The organism is Cupriavidus numazuensis (genome assembly GCF_905397435.1).
Lineage (GTDB): Bacteria > Pseudomonadota > Gammaproteobacteria > Burkholderiales > Burkholderiaceae > Cupriavidus > Cupriavidus numazuensis.
In genome coordinates, this window is record NZ_CAJPVI010000012.1 from 1 (window position 1) to 18,671 (window position 18,671).

Here is an 18,671-nt window from a genome sequence, read left to right on the forward strand (position 1 = left end):
CCCCGGGATCGCCAGAATGGCCCGGCAGGAGCGGTCCTCCCGCCCCAGGGTTTCGATGTGCTGCTCCAGCCGGCCAATTACCTCATCGAGCTGTGCGAGGCTCTGCAATTGTTCGCGCGCGCACATGAACAGCACTGGCGGCAGGCTCTGCTCGATTTCGTCCATCCGCTGCACGATCTCCTGCAGCCCCGCACGCATTCCCGGCCGGATCGAGACGCCAAATTCGTAGAGCAACCCACGCAGTTGGTTGACCAGCATGGTGCGTATCTTGACGCGCAACTGACGCAGGGAGTGCAGCCCGAGCATGCACTGCTGGGCCTCGGTCTTCGCGGCCACCACCGGCATGTCCGGCTGCTGTGCCGCCGTCCAGATCGCCTTCGCATCGGCCGCATCCGTCTTGTTCCTCTGCACGAACGGACGCACATAGCTGGCATGCAGCAGCACCGCCTCATGCCCCAGCGCTCGCAACTGACGGGCCCACCAGTGTGCGCTGCCACACGCCTCGAGCACCACGCGGCCCGGCTCACGCCTCGCCAGGAACTCGATCAGTTTCGGGCGACTGAAGCTCCGGTTGAAACTCTTCCCCGACGGCTCAACCCAATAGAGTTGGAAGACAGTCTTTGCAATGTCCAGGCCATAAGTCGTAGCATTCATCTCGGGTCCCTCCATCCACGTGGTTGCAGACACTTCCACTTTGGCACATCGATGCCGTTTTGCGATGGAGGGCCCGCCTACTCGCTCACGTTCCCCAGATCTACAACTGAATTGCCGGTGCCTTCTGCTTAGTGGGCCGGGGCGCGTTCATTCCATCTTTTTGTCGCTCGGACAAAAAGTGACTCGCCGGCTACGCCGGCGAAACCGCAGCGCATGCCAAGAACGACACCCCCACAATACGTCGAAGAATCATAAAAAAGGGCCAGTCCGAAAGACTGGCCCTTTGTGCATCCAGGATGCTTGCTTAACCCTGCGCGACGCGACCGGCGATGTGCGCGAGCGCTTCGTCGACCTGGTCCACCAGGATCAGGCAGAGGTCGCCCGGCTGCAGGTGCGACAGCCCCGTGTCGATCGCCACGAACTCGCCGCGGATCTCTTCGACCGTGCTGGTGCGTGTGGCACCTTGCAGGCCTTCGCGCAGCAGCGCCAGCACCTCGCCATCGGCGCGGCCGCGCTGGCACTGGTCCTGGTACAGGATGACCTCGTCGAACACGCCGCCGAGGATCTGCGTCTGCTTGCGGATGTCCTCGTCGCGCCGGTCGCCTGCGCCACTGATCACCACCACGCGGCGCTTGGCCGGCATGGTCTGCACAGCGTTGCACAGCGCCTGGATGGCATCCGGGTTGTGGCCGTAGTCGGCGATCAGCGTCGCGCCGCGGTAGTCGAACACGTTAAAGCGGCCCGGAGCCGTCTGCGCGTCGTTGACGAAGGTGGCCAGGCCGCGGCGGATGATGGCCCAGTCGATGCCGAGCGCCCACGCCGCGCCGATCGACGACATGGCGTTCTCGACCTGGAAGCCGATCGTGCCATTGCGCGTGAGCGGGATCTCGGCCAGCGGGATGCGCATTTCGTTGTCGCCTTCCGACGCCACGATGTGATCGCCGTCGACGAACACCACGCGCTTGCCCTGGGCACGGTGCGTAGCCATGGCCGGCTGGCCCGGGTCGTGCGCGAAGAAGGTCACCAGGCCCGGGCAGGCATCAGCCATGCGCACCACCATCGGATCCGCGGCGTTGAGCACGGCCATGCCGTGAGGCGCCACGTTCTGCACGATCACGCTCTTGAGCACGGCCAGGTCTTCCACCGTGCTGATGAAGGACAGGCCCAGGTGGTCGCCTTCACCGACGTTGGTGACCACGGCCACATCGCAGCGGTCGAAGGCCAGGCCCTCGCGCAGCAGGCCGCCGCGTGCGGTCTCGAATACGGCAGCATCCACGTCCGGGTGCAGCAGCACGTTGCGCGCGCTGCGCGGGCCGCTGCAGTCACCGGTGTCGATGCGTTCGCCACGGATATACACGCCGTCGGTGCCGGTCATGCCCATGCGCAGGCCGCTCGTGGCCATGAGGTGCGTGATCAGGCGAACCGTGGTGGTCTTGCCATTGGTGCCCGATACCGCGACCACCGGAATGCGGCCATCGTCACCGTCGGAGAACATGGTCGACACGATCGCTTCGCCGACCGCGCGGCCCTTGCCGTACGACGGCTGCAGGTGCATACGCAGGCCCGGCGCGGCGTTGACTTCGACGATGCCGCCGGCCTGTTCCTCGAACGGCTTCAGCATGGTCTCGCACACGGCGTCCACGCCGGCGATGTCGAGGCCGACCATCTGTGCAGCGGCGACCGCGCGCGCGGCGATATCCGGGTGGACGTCGTCGGTCACGTCGGTGGCGCTGCCGCCGGTCGACAGGTTGGCGTTGTTGCGCAGGACCACGCGCGTGCCCTTCGGAGGCACGGACTCGGCGGTCAGGCCTTGCTTGGCCAGCGTGGCAAGCGCGATGTCGTCAAAACGGATCTTGGTCAGCGAGGTCGCATGGCCTTCGCCACGGCGCGGGTCGCGGTTCACTTCCTCGACGAGCTGGCGGACGGTATGCGCGCCATCGCCGATCACTTGCGGCGGATCGCGGCGCGCGGCGGCAACGAGGTGCTTGCCGACCACCAGCAGGCGGAAATCATGGCCCGGGATGTAGCGCTCGACGATCACGTCGGAGCTGATGTCGGACGCCACTTCGTACGCCGTCATCACTTCCTCGCGCGTGCGGATGCGCACCGCCACGCCCTTGCCCTGGTTGCCGTCGCGCGGCTTCACGACCACGGGCGCGTCGATTTCCTGCGCGGCTTCCCAGGCTTGCTCGGCGCTGCGCACCGAACGGCCCAGCGGCACCGGTACGCCGGCCGCATGCAACAGGCTCTTGGTCAGTTCCTTGTCCTGCGCGATCGATTCGGCCACGGCGCTGGTCGCGCTGGTTTCGGCAGCCTGGATGCGGCGCTGCTTGCTGCCCCAGCCGAACTGCACCATCGAACCCTGCGTCAGGCGGCGGTACGGAATGCCGCGTGCCACGGCCGCGTAGACGATCGAGCCCGTGCTGGGCCCGAGGCGCACGTCTTCGTCGAGTTCGCGCAGGCGGTGCAGCGCGTCGTCGAGGTCGAACGGGGCATCGTCGCGCGCGGCCAGGCACAGCGCCTGGGCCAGATCGAACGCCAGGCGGCCGACTTCTTCCTCGCTGTACTGCACGATCACCTGGTAGGTGCCCGGCTCGACGGTCTGCGCAGTGCGGCTGAACGTGACCGGGCAGCCGGCCGCGGCCTGCAGGCGCAGGGTAGCCGCTTCGAGCACGTGCGCGAGCGACAGCTCGCCGGCGTCCTCATCCGGATGCAGCGGGCCGATGTCGGGAAAGCGCGCGCGCAGGCGGTCTTCAAAGCCGGGCAGGGTGGCGACCATGTCCGACGGCTCGGGACAGGCCACGATCGCCTCGACGGCGGTGTGGCGGCACCACAGGTTCGGGCCGCGCAGGGCCCGGATGCGAGAGACTTCCATAGATTCTGGTATCCGTTCTTCTTCGGGCCGTCAGGCGCGGCGCGGGGGCTGGCCCATCCACTGGTGCACGCGGTCGACGGTGGCAGCGGTAGCGCCTTCGTCGCTCTGCAGGACCAGCAGGTCGCCGGCCACCAGCTGGCCGAGCGCGGTTTCAATGGCGTCCTGGCGCGAGCCTTCGTCGATGATCTTGGTGACGCGGCGGCCTTCGTACAGCCCCTGCTTGAGCAGGGCGCGCGCCTCGGCATCAGGCAGCGCGCGCTTGACGCTGCGGTCCTCGCACAGGAACACGCGGTCGAACGTGGCGCCAATGACCTTGCCCTGGCGGACCATGTCTTCGTCGCGGCGTTGCACACCGGCACCGTAGACGATCATGCGGCGCTCCGCAGGGAAGCGGTCCAGCGCGGTGGCGAGCGCCTCAAGCGCCGGTGCGTTGTGCGCGTCGTCCACGATCACCGTGGCGCCATTGCGCTCGAACAGCGTGAAGCGGCCCGGCACATCGACCTGGCCGACGTCGAACGTCACGATGCCGGCGCGGATCAGGTCATTGGAGATGCCCAGCGCCCAGCCTGTCGCCACAGCCGCCAGCACGTTCTCGACCTGGAAGGACACGCGGCCGGCATAGGTCACCGGAATTGCGGCGACATCGGTCAGCGGCGTTTCACTGTTGCCGGTGGCCAGCACGACCTTGCCGTCGCGCACGAACACCGCGCGCTTGCCCTTGGCGCGATGCGCGACGATCGCCGGCAGCTCGGCAGACAGGCCGAAGAAGATCACGTCGCCGTCCGACAGCTCGGCCATCTCGACCACGCGCTCGTCGCGCGCGTTGAGCACCGCGGCGCCGTTCTTGAGGACCACGTCGATCTGCGTGCGCAGCACGTTGAACATGCGGTCTTCGTCTTCGACGTAGTAGTCGCCCATATGGTCGGGCGTGTCGAAGTTGGTGACCACGCCGACCTGGCAGCGGTCATAGACGAGACCTTCGGACAGGATCGCGCCACTGTCGTTCTCGAACACGGCGGCTTCGACCGCGCGGTTCATCAGGATGCGGTGGCCGGCGTCCCAGTTGCCGCGGTCGCCGCCCTGGACCAGGCGACGGTCCAGGAACAGGCCGTCGCTGCACGCGAGGCCGGTGTGCTTGCCCGACAGTTGCAGCAGGCGCGCGACCAGCTTGGCCACAACCGTCTTGCCGTTGGTGCCGGTAATGCCAACCACCGGGATGCGGCCGGGATACGTGTCGTCGGCCTCGGGGAACAGGTGATCGACGATGGCGCGGCCCACCGGGCGCGGCGTGCCTTCTGCCGGCTTGAGGTGCATGAGCAGGCCGGGGCCCGCGTTGACTTCGACGATGGCGCCGCGCTGTTCGGCCAGCGGTCGCGAAATGTCTTCGGCCACCAGATCGACGCCCGCGATGTCCAGGCCGACCACGCGCGCAGCCAGCGCGGCATTCGCTGCCACGCTCGGGTGCACGCGGTCGGTCACGTCGAACGCCACGTTGCCGGTGCGCTGGATCAGCACGGTCTTGCCTGCGGGCGGCACCGACTCGCCATCCATGTTCTGGCGCTTCAGCTCCAGACGGGCGGCAGAGTCAAGGCGCACGCGGTTCAGCGGATGGTCTTCGGTGCTGCCACGGCGTGGGTCCGAGTTGATCTGCAGTTCGATCAGTTGCTCGATGGTCGACTTGCCGTCGCCCACTACGCTGGCCGTTTCGCCCATCGCAGCGGCGACCAGGCGGCCACCCACCACCAGCAGGCGGTGTTCGTTGCCGGGTACGAAGCGCTCGACGATCACGCCGTTGCCTTCCTCGATGGCAACGGCGTAGGCGGTCTCGACTTCCTCGCGCGTCACCAGGTTGGTGAAGACACCGCGGCCATGGTTGCCGTCGTACGGCTTGACCACCACCGGCACGCCGATGTCCTCGGCGGCTTCCCACGCGTCTTCGGGCGACTCGACCATGCGGCCTTCCGGCACCGGCACGCCGCACGATTCCAGCAGGCTCTTGGTCAGGTCCTTGTCGCGCGAGATGCTTTCGGCGATGGCGCTGGTACGGTCGGTCTCGGCCGTCCAGATGCGGCGCGAACGCGCGCCGTAGCCAAGCTGCACGAGGTTGCCGTCGGACAGGCGGATCGACGGGATGTCGCGGTCGTCCGCGGCATCGACGATGCAGGCCGTGCTCGGACCGAGGCAGTGCTCGTCGACCAGGCGGCGCAGGTTGTCCACAGCGGCGGGCACGTCGAACGGACGGTCCTCGATCGCGGCCATGACCAGGTCGCGCGCCGCGAACAGCGCGGCGCGCGTGACTTCCTCATGCCAGGCGCGCACGATCACCTTGTAGACGCCGCGGATCGGCGTCTCGCGCGCCTTGCCGAAGCCGCCGGGCATGCCAGCCAGGTTCTGCAGCTCAAGCGTCACGTGCTCCAGGATATGGCCCGGCCACGTGCCTTCCTTGAGGCGCTGCAGGAAGCCGCCGCGCTCGCCGATGCTGCAGCGATGCTCGATCAGCGAGGGCAGCCACGTCGACAGCCGTTCATAGAACCCCGGAATCGTGTTGGAGGGAAAATCCTCCAGCTCCCCGATATCGACCCACGCCTCCAGCACGGGCCGATATGTCCACATATTCGGGCCGCGCAGCGACATGACATCGAAAATCTCAATGTCCTTCTTTTTCATTGATTTAGCTTGAGGCAATGGGCGGGACCGCCCGAGAAATGGAAGCCTAACCTTTCAATAACGTTACAGCATACGTCAGGTTGACTTCTTTAGCTGACATCCGATTGTGCAATGCATCAGGAGCACCCGCTGGTTGGCGTTATGTATACTTGCGGGCAAAATCGCCGGCCGCCAGAGTGCGGCCATTCTAAATTGTTTCAAGTTATGTCCGTTTCCGCTGGACGCTGCAAGGCGCGCCGACAATGACCCAGTCTTCCCTGCCTGTCTCTCAAAGCCTCGCCCCGGAGGAGCCGTGGCGTGCCGAAGCCGGCGCGACGCTTCGTCCCGGCGAGACCGTTCTGGCTGGACTGGAACTCGACCTCGACGCGAGGCTGCATTTTACCCAAGGGTGGCTGGTTGTGACGGACCAGCGGCTTCTGGCCCGCGCTCCCGGTGAAAAAAGTGTGCGGGAATGGGCCATCGAGCCGGGCCTGCGCCTGGCCCATACCGACCACGCCGGCGTCGGCACCCTGGAACTCTGCGATACCGGGGGCCGGCTCGCCAGCTGGCGCTACACGCTTGGTTACAATCCCGCCGCGCTGCGGCTGGTGGATCAGTTCGAAGCACGCCGCGATAGGGCTGTTTCCGCCGCCCCGCAGGACGATGGCGAAGTGCTGTGCCCCACGTGCAAGGCACCCCTGCCACCGGGCGAGGAAGAATGCCCGCAGTGCAGCCGCGAGCTGGAAACCCCGTCGTCGACATGGGCACTGCTGCGCCTGTGGCGTTTTGCGCGCCCGTACCGCTGGGAATTGCTCACCGGCTTCATGCTGACGCTGCTGTCCACCGCGGCCACGCTGGTGCCGCCGTACCTGACCATGCCGCTGATGGACAAGGTGCTGATCCCGTTCCAGAACGGGGTGCCGATCAACTACGACCTCGTACGCGTGTACCTGGCAGGGCTGCTCGGCGCGGCGCTGGTGGCATGGAGCCTGGGCTGGGCGCGCACTTACCTGCTGGCGCGCGTGTCGGAACGCATCGGCGCGGACCTGCGCACCACCACCTACGAACATCTGCTGAAGCTGTCGCTCGAGTATTTCGGCGGCAAGCGTACGGGCGACCTGATGGCGCGCATCGGCTCGGAAAGCGACCGCATCTGCGTCTTCCTGTCGCTGCACCTGCTCGACTTCGCGACCGACGTGCTGATGATCGTGATGACGGCGGTGATCCTGGTGTCGATCAACCCGTGGCTCGCGCTCGTGACGCTGGTGCCGCTGCCGTTCATCGCCTGGATGATCCACCTCGTGCGCGACAGGCTGCGCCATGGCTTCGAGAAGATCGACCGGATCTGGTCGGAGATCACCAATGTGCTGGCCGACACGATTCCTGGCATCCGCGTGGTCAAGGCATTCGCGCAGGAAAAGCGTGAGGTCGCCCGGTTCCGCGAAGCCAACAAGCACAACCTCGCCATTAACGATCGCGTGAACGCGGTATGGTCGCTGTTCACGCCGACCGTCACGCTGCTCACGGAAATCGGCCTGCTGGTGGTGTGGGTGTTCGGCATCTGGCAGGTGTCGCACAGCGCCATTACGGTCGGTGTGCTGGTGGCCTTCCTCACGTACATCAGCCGCTTCTACACGCGGCTCGACTCGATGAGCCGGATTGTCTCGGTCACGCAGAAGGCTGCGGCGGGCGCGAAGCGCATCTTCGATATTCTCGACCATGTTTCGAGCGTGCCCGAGCCCGTGCGCCCGGCAAAGCTGGACAAGGTAGAGGGCGCCATCGAGATGCGCGACCTCGGCTTCCGCTACGGCAACCGCGCGGTGATCCGAGGGCTGGATCTGTCGATCGCGCCGGGCGAGATGATCGGCCTGGTCGGCCACAGCGGCTCGGGCAAGAGTACGCTGGTCAACCTGATCTGCCGCTTCTATGACGTGTCCGAAGGTGCGATCCGCGTCGATGGCATCGACATCCGCTCGCTGCCGGTGTCGGAATACCGTCGCCATATCGGCCTGGTGCTGCAGGAGCCGTTCCTGTTCTTCGGCACGATCGCCGAGAACATTGCTTACGGCAAGCCCGATGCGACGCGCGAGGAAATCGTCGCGGCAGCGCGCGCCGCGCACGCGCACGAATTTATCCTGCGCCTGCCGCACGGCTATGACTCGCTCGTCGGCGAACGCGGGCAAGCGCTGTCCGGCGGCGAGCGCCAGCGTATTTCGATCGCGCGCGCGCTGCTGATCAATCCGCGCATCCTGATCATGGACGAGGCCACGTCATCGGTGGATACGCAGACCGAGAAGGAAATCCAGAAGGCGCTCGACAACCTTGTGCAGGGACGGACCACCATCGCGATCGCGCACCGGCTTTCGACGCTGCGCAAGGCCGATCGCCTCGTGGTGATGGACCGCGGCAAGATCGTCGAAGTTGGCGGCCACGACGAACTGCTCGCGAAAGAGGGCGCCTACTACAAGCTGTACCAGGCGCAAGCGCGCAATGTCGATACCGAGGACGACGACACCGAGAGCGAAAGCCAGGTGCTTGCGAGGGAAGCGGAGGCTGCCAATGCTCAATGATGCCAATCTTCAAGCGAGTGAGATGCCTGACACGGAATTCACGCTGACCCGCAATGGCTTTGGCCGCCTGGTGCTGACACTTGGCGATGGCACGGCGCACGAGGGCGTGGTCCCCGTGCGCGCATTCCCGATCGGCGCGCCCGATGATGGCATCGGCATGATGAGCACGGATGGCCATGAACTGGCCTGGATTGCGCGGCTCGATCGTCTGCCCGCGCCGCAACGCGCCATGGTCGAAGAAGAACTGGCTGCGCGCGAGTTCATGCCGGAGATCCGGCGCATCGTCAGCGTGTCGACGTTCTCTACGCCGAGCGAGTGGACCGTGCAGACCGACCGTGGCCAGACCACGCTGGTGCTGCGCGGCGAGGAAGATATCCGCCGCCTGGCGGGCACCACGTTGCTGATTTCAGACAACCACGGCATCCACTACCTGATCCGCGACCTGATGGCGCTGGACCGGGCCAGCCGCAAGATCCTGGACCGCTTCCTCTGAGCGGTTGCGTTGGGGCGGGGCCGCCGCCTCAGTGCAGCAGTTCCTCGCCGTCGTCGTCTTCGTCCATGTCGTCATGCATCAGCGGGATGTCCGGGACCATGTCGAAGACCGACGAGTGATAGTGCACGCTGAACCAGTCGCGGAACATCTGCAGCGACAGGGTCTCGGGCCACAGTGACTCGTCGAACCACTCGGCGAGCATGAATTCGAAGAAGCCGCGCCAGCGCTTTTCCACCCAATGGCGGGCGCTGTCGGTGGTGTCCGCAATCTCCTCGGGCAACAGGAAAACGCTCTGGTCCTCGCGAATATGTTCGAGTGTCAGGTTTGGCACGGGCTCCGGATCTACCGCCTGAATCCAGTCCAGAAACGGCTGCTCGGGAACGATCGCGACCAGGGCGCGGTTGATGGTGAAGCGGGGATAGTCGGACATGGCTAGGCGACGAGGCGGGCTGCAGGACGGTATTGTAGTCGCCGGAACGAGCGGCCAACCGTACGAGAGACGAAGCGAAGGCAAGAAAAAACCCAGCCTGTGCAGGCTGGGTTTCGGAAATACTGGTGGAGCCGGCGGGAATCGAACCCGCGTCCGCAAGCCCTCCACAGAGAGTTCTACATACTTAGTTCTGTCATTTAATTTAACCGCCGCATCGCGGACGAACACGCTCTACGACGGCGAGTCACTTGGTTTTCATCCCCGCAGTCGTGACACCGACGGGGCTTATCTGACGTAAATGACCTCGCTGGTTCTTGCGAACCCTAGCCCGTCAGCGAGCCAGTGCGAGGACGGCGGCCCTTAGGCTGCCAGTGCGTAACGTTCGTCGTTAGCAGTTATTACATTCCCATTGATTAACGAGGTGACGGGTCCTCGGTATGCCCTCCACTGCTTCGCAACCCACGTCGAAACCAGGTCGGCCCCAGTGATGAGAAATCGGATTGTACCCGGTTTGGACGCAACTTGCCGTGGCGGGTTCCGTTTTTGCTTGCAGATGCCAATCAGGTCGGCATGAGCAGCGGAATCAACTCGGCAGGGTGGCGCACGAGGTAGTCCGCGCCCCAGGTTTCCGGCGGTTCACCTTCGCCGCAGTAGCCGTACGCGGCCGTGACCGTGAGCATGCCCGCTGCCTTGCCCGCCTGGATATCGCGCAAGTCATCGCCCACATACACACAACGCCGGGGCGATACGCCGCTGAGTTCCGCGGCCCGAAGCAGCGGAGCCGGATGTGGCTTCGCATGGGGCGTCGTATCTCCGCTGACCACGGCAGACGCGCGCGGCGCCAGCCCGATTGCGGTCACGAGCGGCACCGTGAATCGGGCGATCTTGTTGGTGACAATGCCCCAGCGGATGCCTGCACTTTCCAGTGCATCGAGTACCTGCGGCATGCCGTCGAACAGGCGCGTATGCACGGCGATATCGGCTTCGTAATAGTCGAGAAACAGGTCGCGCAGGGCAGGGAAGTCAGGATCGTCGGGATGCTTGCCGAAAGCGGCGCCCAGCAGGCCGCGCGCGCCATGCGACGCCACGGGGCGCAGCTTTTCATAGGCAACAGGCGGGCGACCATGCTCGATGACCAACCGGTTGGCAGCTGCGGCAAGATCCGGAGCGGTGTCGGCCAGCGTGCCGTCGAGATCGAAAAATACGGCGTCGATTCCAGTCATCATTCTGCAACCCGGCGAAACGCCATCATGTAATTGACGTCCGTATCACGGCTCAGTGAATAAATCTGCGATAGCGGGTTATAGGTCATGCCGCGCATTTCGACGAGATCCAGTCCGGCGTTGCGGGCAAAGCGGGCCATTTCGGACGGTGTGATGAATTTCTCGTAGTCGTGCGTGCCACGTGGGAGCATCTGCAGGATGTACTCGGCGCCCACGACCGCCATCAAATAGGCCTTGAGGTTGCGGTTGATCGTCGAAACAAAGACGTGGCCGCCCGGTCGGACCAGAGTCGCGCACGCCTGGACGATCGACGCTGGATCGGGCACATGTTCAAGCATTTCCATGCAAGTCACGACATCCACGCTGCCCGGCTCGCGCGCCGCCAGCGCTTCCGCGGCGATCTCCTCGTAGTTGACGGCAACGCCGGACTCGAGACTGTGCAGGTCGGCCACCCGAAGCGCCTTCGTCGAGAGGTCAATGCCACGCACATTGGCGCCAAGGCGCGCCATGCTTTCGGACAGGATGCCGCCGCCGCACCCGATATCCACGACCTTCTTGCCCGCCAGCCCGGCAATGCCGTCAATCCAGCCCAGACGCAGCGGGTTCAGGTCGTGCAGCGGCTTGAACTCGCTGTTCGGGTCCCACCAGTGGTGGGCCAGCTCGCTGAACTTGTCGATTTCCTTGGGATCGGCGTTGGGGCCGGTGGGTTTGCCAGCGGAGGCCGGCAGGACTTGCGAAGGCGACGTCATGGTTTGCAGTGCCGGTACGGACGAAGTGCCTGAGCCGGCAGATAGGAGGGTGTCTGGCCACTGTACCAAAAAAAAAGCCCAGCTTGCGCTGGGCTTTCTTGCATCGGAAAGAATCCGATTAACGTGCGCTGCGGGTGCCGACCACTTCGACTTCCACGCGGCGGTTCGGCTGCTGGCAGGCGATCTGGGCGGTGCGGTTGCCCTTGCACGACTTCGGATCGACCTTCAGCTGGCGCTTGCCCTTGCCTTCGGTGTAGACGCGGTTGGCTTCAACGCCCTTGCTCACCAGGTAAGCCTTGACCGACTCAGCACGACGGATCGACAGGCGATCGTTGTACTTGTCCGAACCGAACGAGTCGGTGTGGCCAACGGCGATGATGACTTCCAGGGTGATGCCTTGCAGCTTCGAGACCAGATCGTCCAGCTTGGCCTTGCCTTCCGGCTTCAGGACAGCCTTGTCGAAGTCGAACAGGGTGTCAGCTGCGAAAGTGACCTTCTCGCTGGAGACGACCGGCGGAGCCACCGGTGCCGGTGCCGGTGCCGGGGCAGCGGCCGGGGCCAGCGCGCCGTCGCACAGGGCGTTGGCGGTAGCCGGGGTCCAGGAGCTGTCGCGCCAGCAGAGCTCGTTCGTGCCGTTCTTCCACACGTACTCGCTCGTACCGTTGCCCCAGTTATCGTTCACGGCCTTCTTTTCATAGGGGACGGACTGGGCTTGAGCGGATGCAGCCATTACTGCGGTAGCTGCAACGAGCGCGAGCTTGGCAAATTTTTTCATATTTCTCCTCTCAGGATGAGATCACCGCAGGGTTACTGCGAGCAAATGGACGAAAACAAGTCATACATTCTTCGGAGTATAACATTCTCGATGTGGTGTATGCTCCACTTCGAACAATGTCTGGCTCTTCGCTGGGGAATTGTGCCACAAGGCTCGTTTCCTAAGAAGTAAATATATTCGATTCAATCAACCCCTTTTAGGCCTGTGGTGTTTGTGCAACATGGGTCTTGAACTACCCGCAAAGCCTTGTGGCATCAGGCTTTGCGGGTTTGGCCGAGACGCGCGCGAACGGGTTTGTCGGGCCGGCGCAGGGGGTCGGAGGCGGGTCCGCGCGCATGGTAGAATGGCATGTTGGCCTACCGCCGGATGCCCTCGCGCATTGAGCGGAAAACACGGCCCTCCTTTCGCTTAAACCCGCCGCATAAACCACGCCGCAATGGATCCATTCGCAAAAGAAACCCTTCCGGTCTCCCTTGAAGAGGAAATGCGCCGCTCGTATCTGGATTACGCAATGAGCGTGATCGTAGGGCGGGCGCTTCCCGATGTGCGGGATGGCCTGAAGCCGGTTCACAGGCGCGTGCTCTATGCGATGCATGAGCTCAACAACGACTGGAACCGGGCGTACAAGAAATCGGCCCGTATCGTCGGTGATGTGATTGGTAAGTACCATCCGCACGGCGACACTGCTGTATACGATACGATCGTTCGCATGGCGCAGAATTTCTCCCTGCGCTACATGCTCGTCGACGGGCAGGGGAATTTCGGTTCGGTGGACGGCGATAACGCGGCAGCAATGCGTTATACCGAAATCCGCCTTTCGAAAATCGCCCACGAGATGCTCCACGACATCGACAAGGAAACTGTCGATTTCGATCCGAACTATGACGGTTCGGAAAAAGAGCCCGCTATTCTCCCTGCGCGAATTCCGAATCTGCTTATCAATGGTTCGTCGGGTATTGCGGTCGGCATGGCCACCAATATCCCGCCGCATAACCTGAATGAAATCGTCGACGGCTGTCTTCACCTGCTGCGCAATCCGCAGGCAACGGTGGATGAGCTGATTGAATTGATTCCCGCGCCCGATTTCCCGACCGCCGGCATTATCTACGGTATTCAGGGCGTGCGCGAAGGCTACCGCACCGGTCGCGGCCGCGTGGTCATGCGCGCGCGCACGCACTTCGAGGACATCGACCGCGGCCAGCGCCAGGCGATCATCGTCGACGAGCTGCCGTACCAGGTGAACAAGCGCACGCTGCTCGAGCGAATCGCCGAGCTGGTCACCGAGAAGAAGGTCGAGGGCATCTCGGACATCCGCGACGAGTCGGACAAGTCCGGCATGCGCGTGGTGATCGAGCTCAAGCGCAACGAGGTTCCCGAGGTCGTTCTCAACAACCTATATAAGAACACCCAGCTCCAGGACACGTTCGGCATGAACATGGTGGCGCTGGTCGACCGCCAGCCGCGCCTGCTGAACCTGAAGCAGATGCTCGAGTACTTCCTGCAGCACCGCCGGGAAGTGGTGACGCGTCGCACGGTGTTCGAACTGCGCAAGGCGCGCGAGCGTGGCCATGTGCTGGAAGGCCTGGCCGTGGCGCTGGCCAACATCGACGAGTTCATCGCGATCATCAAGGCGGCGCCGACGCCACCTATCGCCAAGCAGGAGCTGATGGCGAAGTCGTGGGATTCGGGCCTGGTGCGCGACATGCTCGCACGTGCCGAAGCCGACACACCGGGTGGCCGTGCGTCGTACCGCCCGGATGGCCTGCCAGCGGTCTTCGGCATGCAGGGCGATGGCCTGTACCGCCTGTCGGATTCCCAGGCGCAGGAAATCCTGCAGATGCGCCTGCAACGCCTCACGGGTCTCGAACAGGACAAGATCGTCCAGGAATACCGCGATGTGATGGCGATCATCGCCGATCTGCTGGACATCCTGGCTCGGCCGGAGCGCATTACCACCATCATCTCCGACGAACTAACCGCTATCCGCGCGGAATTCGGCGACGAGCGCCGCTCGCAGATCGAGCTGAATGCGACCGAGCTGGATACCGAGGACCTGATCACCCCGCAGGACATGGTGGTCACGCTGTCCCACAGTGGCTATATGAAGAGCCAGCCGATTTCCGAATACCGTGCCCAGAAGCGCGGCGGACGCGGCAAGCTCGCGACGGCGACCAAGGAAGACGACTGGATCGACACGCTGTTCGTGGCCAACACCCACGACTACATCCTGTGCTTCTCGAACCGTGGTCGCCTGTACTGGCTCAAGGTCTATGAAGTGCCGCAAGGCTCGCGCAACTCGCGCGGCCGGCCGATCGTCAATATGTTCCCGCTGTCGGATGGCGAGAAGATCAACGTCATCCTGCCGGTCCGCCAGTTCGACGCCGAGCACTTCATCTTCATGGCCACCGCGCGCGGTACGGTCAAGAAGACAGCGCTGACGGAATTCTCGAACCCGCGCAAGGCCGGCATCATCGCCGTCGACCTCGATGAAGGCGACTACCTGATCGGCGCCGCCGTTACGGATGGCCAGCATGACGTGATGCTGTTCTCGGACGCCGGCAAAGCCGTGCGTTTCGATGAGAACGACGTGCGCCCGATGGGCCGCCAGGCACGTGGCGTACGCGGCATGAACCTGGATGAGTCGCAAACCGTCATCGCCATGCTGGTGGCGCCGGCAGAGACGGCGGAGCAGACCGAAGCCGGCTCGCCGGGCAGCGTCCTGACCGCGACCGAGAACGGCTACGGCAAGCGTACGCCGATCGCTGAGTACACTCGACACGGCCGTGGCACCAAGGGCATGATTGCGATCCAGACGAGCGAGCGCAACGGCCGTGTGGTGGCTGCTGCACTGGTTTCGCCCGATGACGAGATCATGCTGATCACCACCGGCGGCGTGCTGATCCGCACCCGCGTGGCCGAAATCCGCGAGATGGGCCGCGCGACGCAGGGCGTCACGCTGATCAATGTCGACGAAGGCACCAAGCTCTCGGGCCTGCAGCGCATCGTGGAAACCGATGCTGATAACGCTGGCTCAGAAGAGGCGGAAGAGGCGGATGGTGCCGCCGATGCCGATGCCAATTCGTAAGTTGTTGCAACAATAGGACACCAGCCGGAACTCGCCAGATGGCGCTCCGGACTAAAACGGACATATTTTCCAGGGAGTCACAATGCTCAAAACCTATCGACGTATCGCTGTTCTGGCTGCTTTCGTTCCGACGTTCATGGTGGCGCAGCATGCGCACGCACAGGATGCGGACAAGACGGCAGCCATCAAGGAACTGCTTTCCGTCATGCAGGCTGACCAGGCCGTGAAGGGCCAGGCAGAGAACTGGCAGCAAGGCGCCAAGCAGGAAGCCCCGCTGGTGCTGGAGCAGGTACTGGTCGAGAACAAGACGCTGAGCGACAAGCAGAAGCAAGCCGCTGTCGAGAAGCTGAAGAAGAACGGCGCGGTGCAGCGCATGGTGGATGGCGCTGGTACGGCGTTCAACACCGATGGCTTCAGGAAGGACGCGATCCAGGCTCACTACGACGCCTTCGGCAAGTACTACAGCGCCCAGGAACTCAAGGACCTGACCACGTTCCTGAAGTCGCCGACCGGCCAGAAGTTCATGGCTAACCAGGGCAAGGCGACCCAGGAGATCTGGGGTTCGATGATGCAGAAGTACGGCCCGCAAGTCGGCAAGTCGATGCGCGACGCCGCCGAGAAGGAAATCGCGGCCGCCGCGAAGTAACTTCCGGCGACAGGGCGCAGGTCCTGCGCCCGCCCGCATCGCCCAACGGGATGCGGGTTTGAGGGATAATGGCTGCTTGGGGGTATCCCCGGCAGCCATTTTTCTTTTCCAGTTCATGAACGATCCACAGACTCCCGCCCTCGCCGGCATGCAGCGTGCATTGGCCGAACGCGTCTTCAACTTCTCCCCGGGCCCGGCCGCACTTCCCGCTGAAGTGCTGCAACAGGCCGCAGAAGAGATGCTGTCATGGCATGGGACGGGCGTGTCGGTCATGGAGATGAGCCACCGCAGCCGTGAGTTCGAAGGCATTCTTGCGGAAACGACCGCAGACCTGCGTGAGCTGCTCAATATCCCGAAGAACTTCCGCATCCTGTTCCTGCAGGGCGGCGCCATCGGCGAGAACGCGATCGTGCCGCTTAACCTGATGCGGCTGCGCAATGCCGACCACCCCAAGGCGGACTTTGTGGTGACCGGGTCGTGGTCGGTCAAGACCGAGCAGGAAACCCGGCGCTACGGCGAGGTCAACATCGCTGCATCGAGCGCGGACCGCAAATTCCATGACATCCCCGCCGTTGCCGACTGGAAGCTGTCGGATGACGCCGCCTACGTGCATCTCTGCACCAACGAAACGATCGGCGGCGTGGAGTTCCACGAGGTTCCGGACATTGGGCAGGACAAGGGCCGCGTCGTGGTGGCCGATGCATCGAGCCACATGCTGTCGCGTCCGGTGGACTGGTCGCGCGTGCAGGTGATGTATGGCGGTGCGCAGAAGAACATCGGGCCAGCTGGCGTGACGATCGTGATCGTGCGCGAAGATCTGCTGGGCCATGCTCATCCGCTGTGCCCGTCGGCGTTTAACTGGCGTATCGTCGCCGAGCATGACTCGATGTACAACACGCCGCCGACGTACGCCATCTACATCGCGGGGCTGGTCTTCAAGTGGCTCAAGCGCCAGGGTGGCGTGCCGGCGATCGAGCAACGCAATATCGCCAAGGCGAAGGCACTGTACGACTTCCTCGACCAGAGCGATTTCTATCGCAATGAGATCGACCCGAGCTGCCGTTCGCGCATGAACGTGCCGTTCTTCCTCGCTGACGAGACCCGCAACGAGGCATTCCTGCAGCAGGCCCGCGCCAATGGCCTGCTGCAACTCAAGGGCCACAAGTCCGTGGGCGGCATGCGCGCCAGCATCTACAACGCCATGCCGATCGAGGGCGTGTATGCGCTGATCGATTTCATGCGTGAGTTCGCGCGCAGCGCTGCCTGACGGCGTTGCGGCGGACCGCCGCGCGCGAGTGGCGCGCGGCCTTGTTTTATTCTCAGGCCCCTCCTGCGGAGCGGCCCAACCGGTTCCTGCAAATGACAAGCGAAGACAACAACACCGCGCGCGAGGAGACGCAGCAGAGCGGTGCTTCCCCGAGCGAGGCTGAGCGTGCGCTCGGCGCCGAACTGGCCCCGCTGCGCGAGCAGATCGATACCGTCGACCGTGAACTGCTGACCATGCTGAACCGGCGCGCGCAGCTTGCGCTCGATGTCGGCGAGGTAAAGAAGAAGTATGGCGCGCCGGTGTTCCGTCCCGAGCGCGAACTGCAGGTCATTCGCAAGGTGCAGGCGGCCAATCCGGGTCCGCTGCTCGGCGAGAGCGTCGCGTCGATCTGGCGTGAGGTGATGTCGGCCTGCCGCGGACTGGAAAAGCCGCTCGAGATCGCTTTCCTCGGCCCGGCCGGTACGTTCTCGGAGCAGGCCCTGTATGCGCACTTCGGCCATGAAGTGAGCGGCGTGCCGTGCCCGAGCATCGACGAAGTGTTCCGCGCCGTGGAGGCGGGGACCGTCGAGTATGGCGTGGTCCCGGTGGAGAACTCCACCGAAGGCGCCGTGTCGCGCACGCTGGACCTGTTCCTGCAGACCTCGCTGAAGATCAGCGGCGAAATCGCGCTGAAGGTTCACCATAACCTGATGGCTGCTTCTCCGGACATGAAGGGCGTCACGGTCGTGCGCGCGCATGCGCAGGCGCTGGCGCAGTGCCAGCACTGGCTGACCGCCAACTATCCGCATCTCGAGCGGCAGGCCGTATCGAGCAATGCCGAGGCGGCGCGCATGGCGAGCGAAGATCCTACGGTCGCGGCCATTGCCGGCGAATCGGCGGCTAATCGCTATCACCTCCATATCATCCGGCCGCATATCCAGGACGATCCGCACAACCGCACGCGCTTTGCCGTGATTGGCCGGTACGAGACCGAGCCATCGGGCAGCGACCAGACTTCGATGATCCTGTCGGTGCCCAACAAGGCCGGCGCGGTCTACCAGCTGCTCGCGCCGCTGGCGGAGAACGGTGTGTCGATGTGCCGCTTCGAATCGCGCCCCGCGCGCAGTGGCGCGTGGGAGTACTACTTCTACGTGGATGTGGAAGGCCACCAGCACGAGCCGGCGGTGGCACGCGCGATCGAGACGCTGCGGCGCAATGCCGCGTACCTGAAGGTGCTCGGGTCATACCCGTCGAGCAAGTAAGCACGCGCGTGGCCAAG

Annotated in this window: 13 protein-coding genes and 1 other RNA gene; 6 read left to right on the top strand and 8 right to left on the bottom strand. The window is 64.2% G+C overall.

Annotation, left to right across the window (positions count from 1 at the left end; genetic code table 11):
• The 3 genes from KHO41_RS11390 to cphA (KHO41_RS11400) all read right to left on the bottom strand — a co-directional run.
• A partial coding sequence (locus tag KHO41_RS11390; protein ID WP_211953536.1) for an IS110 family RNA-guided transposase occupies positions 1 to 654 on the bottom strand: 654 nt, incomplete at its 3' end.
• Positions 655 to 958: 304 nt separating this feature from the next.
• Positions 959 to 3,529: a cyanophycin synthetase gene (cphA, locus tag KHO41_RS11395; RefSeq protein ID WP_211953399.1), complete on the bottom strand. Its 2,571-nt coding sequence runs from the start codon at positions 3,527 to 3,529 to the stop codon at positions 959 to 961.
• A 30-nt stretch (positions 3,530 to 3,559) separates the two neighbouring features.
• Positions 3,560 to 6,196, bottom strand: a complete 2,637-nt coding sequence (gene cphA / locus KHO41_RS11400; RefSeq protein WP_211953400.1) for a cyanophycin synthetase — start codon at positions 6,194 to 6,196, stop codon at positions 3,560 to 3,562.
• A gap of 242 nt (positions 6,197 to 6,438) precedes the next feature.
• Here cphA (KHO41_RS11400) and KHO41_RS11405 point away from each other — a divergent pair, with 242 nt between their 5' ends.
• Positions 6,439 to 8,745, top strand: coding sequence for a cyanophycin metabolism-associated ABC transporter (locus tag KHO41_RS11405; RefSeq protein ID WP_211953401.1), 2,307 nt, complete (start codon positions 6,439 to 6,441; stop codon positions 8,743 to 8,745).
• 22 nt (positions 8,746 to 8,767) lie between these two features.
• A complete protein-coding gene (locus tag KHO41_RS11410) occupies positions 8,768 to 9,238 on the top strand; it encodes a cyanophycin metabolism-associated DUF1854 family protein (protein ID WP_211953402.1) in 471 nt (156 codons plus the stop codon).
• A 28-nt stretch (positions 9,239 to 9,266) separates the two neighbouring features.
• Here the strand turns inward: KHO41_RS11410 and KHO41_RS11415 are convergent, their stop codons facing one another.
• The 5 genes from KHO41_RS11415 to ompA form a co-directional block, all read right to left on the bottom strand.
• On the bottom strand, positions 9,267 to 9,668 hold the full coding sequence (locus KHO41_RS11415; protein ID WP_211953403.1) for a hypothetical protein: 402 nt from the start codon (positions 9,666 to 9,668) through the stop codon (positions 9,267 to 9,269).
• Positions 9,669 to 9,791: 123 nt separating this feature from the next.
• Positions 9,792 to 10,151: a transfer-messenger RNA gene (gene ssrA, locus KHO41_RS11420) on the bottom strand.
• A gap of 77 nt (positions 10,152 to 10,228) precedes the next feature.
• Positions 10,229 to 10,891 carry a phosphoglycolate phosphatase gene (gene gph, locus KHO41_RS11425; protein ID WP_376989603.1) on the bottom strand — a complete coding sequence of 221 codons (663 nt, stop codon included), beginning with the start codon at positions 10,889 to 10,891 and terminating at the stop codon, positions 10,229 to 10,231.
• The gene (gene ubiG / locus KHO41_RS11430; RefSeq protein WP_211953405.1) at positions 10,891 to 11,640 is read right to left on the bottom strand and encodes a bifunctional 2-polyprenyl-6-hydroxyphenol methylase/3-demethylubiquinol 3-O-methyltransferase UbiG; all 750 of its coding nucleotides are present in this window, start codon (positions 11,638 to 11,640) and stop codon (positions 10,891 to 10,893) included. Before ubiG ends, gph begins: the two co-directional genes overlap by 1 nt.
• Before the next feature lie 118 nt (positions 11,641 to 11,758).
• Positions 11,759 to 12,415: an outer membrane protein OmpA gene (gene ompA / locus KHO41_RS11435; protein ID WP_011298728.1), complete on the bottom strand. Its 657-nt coding sequence runs from the start codon at positions 12,413 to 12,415 to the stop codon at positions 11,759 to 11,761.
• 436 nt (positions 12,416 to 12,851) lie between these two features.
• On the opposite strand from ompA, the gene gyrA reads away from it, so the two are divergent.
• From gyrA to pheA, 4 genes are all read left to right on the top strand, one after another.
• Entirely contained in the window at positions 12,852 to 15,500 is a 2,649-nt protein-coding gene (gene gyrA / locus KHO41_RS11440) for a DNA gyrase subunit A (RefSeq protein WP_211953406.1), read from the top strand.
• Positions 15,501 to 15,582: 82 nt separating this feature from the next.
• Positions 15,583 to 16,146 carry a DUF2059 domain-containing protein gene (locus KHO41_RS11445; protein ID WP_211953407.1) on the top strand — a complete coding sequence of 188 codons (564 nt, stop codon included), beginning with the start codon at positions 15,583 to 15,585 and terminating at the stop codon, positions 16,144 to 16,146.
• Between the two features lie 115 nt (positions 16,147 to 16,261).
• The gene (serC, locus tag KHO41_RS11450) at positions 16,262 to 17,413 is read left to right on the top strand and encodes a 3-phosphoserine/phosphohydroxythreonine transaminase (RefSeq protein ID WP_211953408.1); all 1,152 of its coding nucleotides are present in this window, start codon (positions 16,262 to 16,264) and stop codon (positions 17,411 to 17,413) included.
• A gap of 92 nt (positions 17,414 to 17,505) precedes the next feature.
• Complete coding sequence (gene pheA, locus KHO41_RS11455) at positions 17,506 to 18,654, top strand: prephenate dehydratase (RefSeq protein ID WP_211953409.1); 1,149 nt, start codon at positions 17,506 to 17,508, stop codon at positions 18,652 to 18,654.
• Positions 18,655 to 18,671 lie beyond the last annotated feature (17 nt).

Bases quoted from the DNA above. Each gene is read 5' to 3' on its own strand.
- cphA (WP_211953399.1), bottom strand. From the start codon at position 3,529: ATGGAAGTCTCTCGCATCCGGGCCCTGCGCGGCCCGAACCTGTGGTGC.
- KHO41_RS11410 (WP_211953402.1), top strand. From the start codon at position 8,768: ATGCCTGACACGGAATTCACGCTGACCCGCAATGGCTTTGGCCGCCTG.
- cphA (WP_211953400.1), bottom strand. From the start codon at position 6,196: ATGAAAAAGAAGGACATTGAGATTTTCGATGTCATGTCGCTGCGCGGC.
- pheA (WP_211953409.1), top strand. From the start codon at position 17,506: ATGACAAGCGAAGACAACAACACCGCGCGCGAGGAGACGCAGCAGAGC.
- KHO41_RS11445 (WP_211953407.1), top strand. From the start codon at position 15,583: ATGCTCAAAACCTATCGACGTATCGCTGTTCTGGCTGCTTTCGTTCCG.
- gph (WP_376989603.1), bottom strand. From the start codon at position 10,891: ATGACTGGAATCGACGCCGTATTTTTCGATCTCGACGGCACGCTGGCC.
- gyrA (WP_211953406.1), top strand. From the start codon at position 12,852: ATGGATCCATTCGCAAAAGAAACCCTTCCGGTCTCCCTTGAAGAGGAA.
- serC (WP_211953408.1), top strand. From the start codon at position 16,262: ATGAACGATCCACAGACTCCCGCCCTCGCCGGCATGCAGCGTGCATTG.
- ubiG (WP_211953405.1), bottom strand. From the start codon at position 11,640: ATGACGTCGCCTTCGCAAGTCCTGCCGGCCTCCGCTGGCAAACCCACC.
- ompA (WP_011298728.1), bottom strand. From the start codon at position 12,415: ATGAAAAAATTTGCCAAGCTCGCGCTCGTTGCAGCTACCGCAGTAATG.
- KHO41_RS11415 (WP_211953403.1), bottom strand. From the start codon at position 9,668: ATGTCCGACTATCCCCGCTTCACCATCAACCGCGCCCTGGTCGCGATC.
- KHO41_RS11405 (WP_211953401.1), top strand. From the start codon at position 6,439: ATGACCCAGTCTTCCCTGCCTGTCTCTCAAAGCCTCGCCCCGGAGGAG.